Origin of the sequence: Bartonella gabonensis (assembly GCF_903679515.1) — a bacterium.
Classification (GTDB): domain Bacteria; phylum Pseudomonadota; class Alphaproteobacteria; order Rhizobiales; family Rhizobiaceae; genus Bartonella; species Bartonella gabonensis.
Window position 1 is genome coordinate 1 of record NZ_CAHOYM010000072.1, and the last position, 3132, is coordinate 3132.

The 3132-nt window shown below is 35.6% G+C and carries 4 protein-coding genes and 1 pseudogene; 1 reads left to right on the forward strand and 4 read right to left on the reverse strand.

The genetic code is table 11. The features are described 5' to 3' along the window. The 4 genes and pseudogenes from HWX04_RS07900 to HWX04_RS07915 form a co-directional block, all read right to left on the reverse strand. Positions 1-331: pseudogene (locus HWX04_RS07900) on the reverse strand (hypothetical protein); the annotation flags it as partial. Positions 332-339: 8 nt separating this feature from the next. Next, the gene (locus HWX04_RS07905; RefSeq protein ID WP_175869582.1) at positions 340-1062 is read right to left on the reverse strand and encodes a coiled-coil domain-containing protein; all 723 of its coding nucleotides are present in this window, start codon (positions 1060-1062) and stop codon (positions 340-342) included. Positions 1063-1073: 11 nt separating this feature from the next. Continuing rightward, positions 1074-1409, reverse strand: coding sequence for a dATP/dGTP diphosphohydrolase domain-containing protein (locus HWX04_RS07910; RefSeq protein ID WP_175869585.1), 336 nt, complete (start codon positions 1407-1409; stop codon positions 1074-1076). 671 nt (positions 1410-2080) lie between these two features. Continuing rightward, positions 2081-2398 carry a hypothetical protein gene (locus HWX04_RS07915; RefSeq protein ID WP_175869583.1) on the reverse strand — a complete coding sequence of 106 codons (318 nt, stop codon included), beginning with the start codon at positions 2396-2398 and terminating at the stop codon, positions 2081-2083. A 94-nt stretch (positions 2399-2492) separates the two neighbouring features. Between HWX04_RS07915 and HWX04_RS07920 the strand changes: the two genes are divergently transcribed. Continuing rightward, complete coding sequence (locus HWX04_RS07920) at positions 2493-2819, forward strand: helix-turn-helix domain-containing protein (protein WP_175869584.1); 327 nt, start codon at positions 2493-2495, stop codon at positions 2817-2819. Positions 2820-3132 lie beyond the last annotated feature (313 nt).

The following is a 3132-nucleotide window of genomic DNA, read 5'->3' on the forward strand; positions in this document are numbered from 1 at the left end:
CCTCCCATATTCTACGGTGCCAAGGTAGTGATTGCATGTATTGCTGTGGTGTTAACATAGACAAATTATAAGTTGTGTTAGAAATGTAATTAAAATTTGGAACTACGTCATCACCATTTAACCTTCCATCACCAAAAACTGCTCCTAAACCACTGATCCAACAATTTCCTTTATGGCTAAGATTTTTTTCACTTTCTACCCAGCCACCTAAATCACCTTTTCTTACTTTACCAAAGCTTCTCAATGCGCGTATACGGTGTAATTTAAAAGGGCCAAGATCAACTACGTCATCTGTGAGTTCATATTTCTTTTTAACTTTCATATCTTCCATCTCTCACCTCACTTACTTTTCTTCTTATTCTTCTGAGAATTTTCTTTTACAGATGCATCACGCTGCTTAAGTTCGTCTTTAAGACTCTCAATTTCTTTATTAAGGGATTCAACTTCTTTAAATCGCCTGTTTAGAGCTATATCTTTCTTTTGAAGTGCTTCTTTATGCGTTTCTTTAAGCTTCTTAATTTTTTCATCACGCTGCTTAAGCTCGTCTTTAAGCTTTTCAATCTCTGCATCACGGTATTCAATTTCTGCTATGAGTTCATACATAGATTTGATGTTTTTACCGAACGTTTCATCATACGCATCCAGCTTTCGCTTCAGTAAGTCAATTTCCTCATCAAGCGATTGAATCTCTGTTCCATCATCTGGATTCAGTTCATTCTGTAGGTTCAATTTCTCAATTTCTGCATCGCGGTATTGAACTTCTGCTTCTAGTGTCTGTATCGTTTCACTTTTTCGTTTTAATGTTTTTTCATACTCACCTATCTTTTGATTCAGTTCTTTAATTTCCTCTTCACACTTTGCTATATTCTCATCATACCCACTAATGATCTCCCTAATTTCTTCGCGTTCTTCTTTTAAAATCCTAGCTGCAAATTCTTCATCTTCAATACGCTCTTTAAGATCTTTAACTTGGTTGCGATAATACAAAGCAAAACCCAACAGCACGACGTCGATAAGTAACATTGCAAAAATTGCTATTGATAAAATTTCATTTAAAATCATTCTGATCTCCATTAATTTTTATGCGGGCGGTTATCACAACCAATCTGTTTAGCTTCGCATTCCATTAAAAAAAGAAGGCAACAAACCGCATGTGCCAAGTGTGATAAATCACTCTCAGCATCCTTATTTTCTCCACCAAACCATGCTAATAAATGACGTAAAGCTGCCCCGTGAAACCGGCTCCAATCCATGCCTTTACGCCAATTGTTTGCGCCGTATTTATTGGCTCCAAAATCCAAAACACGACCAATTTCAAACAATGCAAATGGGGGTATAAGATCTAAACGAGGCTTGCTGTCATCGTACTTATGCGCTGCATTTGTGCTATATGAAACGTGTTTACGCATGTAAACTTCTTCATTATCGCGAAAATCTTCATAATCACAAACATCTGCATTGCCATAAATCTTGGCTTGCTCTCTAATTCTTGCATGTCCGTGAACTAACGCGTTGTCATAAACTTTAGATTGATCAAAAACATGTGCATGTTCATATACCTTAGCATTCCCGTAAACGCGTGCTTTTGTATAAACCTCAGCATTCCCAAAAATCCGAGAATTGCCGTAAACTTCTGCTTTATCTCTAACAAAAGCATTCTCATAAATTTGCGCTTCACCGTAAACACGAGAATTATTAACCTTAGCGTTGTCGTAAATCTTTGCATGATCATAAACATACGTATCACCGAAAACTTTTGCACAACCGTATATTTCTGCATGTCCAAAAACACGAGCCCCACCATAAACACGCGCATCACCATAAACCTTAGCATTTCCATAAACATATCCAGTGTCACTAGGTCTATCCGAACCGGCTACCCAGCAATCCCCCTCATGGGATAGATTGCCTTCATGCTCTATAAAACCGCCGATATCACCAGCTTTGACATTTCCAAAATCTCTCAAGGCGCGTATACATTTAAGTGACACTCTATGATGTAAAAACTCAGCAGGTTGTCCAAGAATAACCGCCCGTTTTATGAACTCATACTTCTTTTCAACTGCCATCACGGCTCTCCTTAAGGCTGTAAAGTATCGCTGCTGTTATCAAAACCGCTGCTCTTGCAAATTTTCGTAATTGGGGGGCGCTGATCTTGCATTAATGATTGCAAGCGATCGGGATAAAAAAAATCTTCTGGGCGTAAATCTATCCCATGATCTCGCGCATAGGTTAATAATTGCGCTTGATAAATTGAAGGGAATAATCCATTAGCACCACCCTTCTCTTTAGAATAAGTGATACGATAAACAGCGCCTTTACATTTCTGTAAAATACGCGAAACATTAACAGCCCCCCCTAAATATTTTATTATGGTATACGCAGGTTCTTTTTTCATAACAATAAAATTTCATATTTTGTGAATTTTATCAAGATAAAAATTCAGTTTTTTTTTATTGATTTTTCATATCATATGAAAGAGCCTCGTTTTTATGGAATCGGATCAATTAAAGGCATGGCTTAATGAGCAATTAGATAAAAGTGGGCATGGTAGCAAAAAAATGCTAGCTAAACATTTAGGGATATCGCCATCTAATTTATCCAACATGCTAAATAATTCAGCAAAAAATAAACCAGTAAAACCTAGATCAATAAGAGCAGATGAACTAATAAAGATTATTGATTTTTTTGGTGAAATCCCACCTTTTTTAATAAAAGAATCTGAACAATTTATTCGTCTTTACTATCAAGCAAAACCTGAAGTTCAGAAAGCTGTTTTAACGATTCTTCAAAACTCTTGTTCTTTAGACAAAGAATAATAGCTGCCTTCACTTTTTCATCTCCATAATTCCAAAATTTTTCTAACATTGTATTATCCATAATTAACTTTTGCCTTTACAAAATTTCATATTTTATGAATTTTTTATTTGACTTCGTTCATTAAATATGAAATATACAGACACCATAGCCCGAAAAAAAAAACCTATGTCAAGGCGTTTTTTTCAAAATGTATTTAAATATTTTGATAATGGAGGCATATGTGAACAAACCAGTGCTTATAAATTCTGATGAAATTTTATTAGTTCATTTAGTTTACTTTGATAGAGATGAACACATTGCAGAATCTGGACC

What these genes read in the sequence shown, in the direction of transcription:
- HWX04_RS07905 (WP_175869582.1), bottom strand. Translation starts at nt 1,062, where the DNA reads ATGATTTTAAATGAAATTTTATCAATAGCAATTTTTGCAATGTTACTT.
- HWX04_RS07920 (WP_175869584.1), top strand. Translation starts at nt 2,493, where the DNA reads ATGGAATCGGATCAATTAAAGGCATGGCTTAATGAGCAATTAGATAAA.
- HWX04_RS07910 (WP_175869585.1), bottom strand. Translation starts at nt 1,409, where the DNA reads ATGCGTAAACACGTTTCATATAGCACAAATGCAGCGCATAAGTACGAT.
- HWX04_RS07915 (WP_175869583.1), bottom strand. Translation starts at nt 2,398, where the DNA reads ATGAAAAAAGAACCTGCGTATACCATAATAAAATATTTAGGGGGGGCT.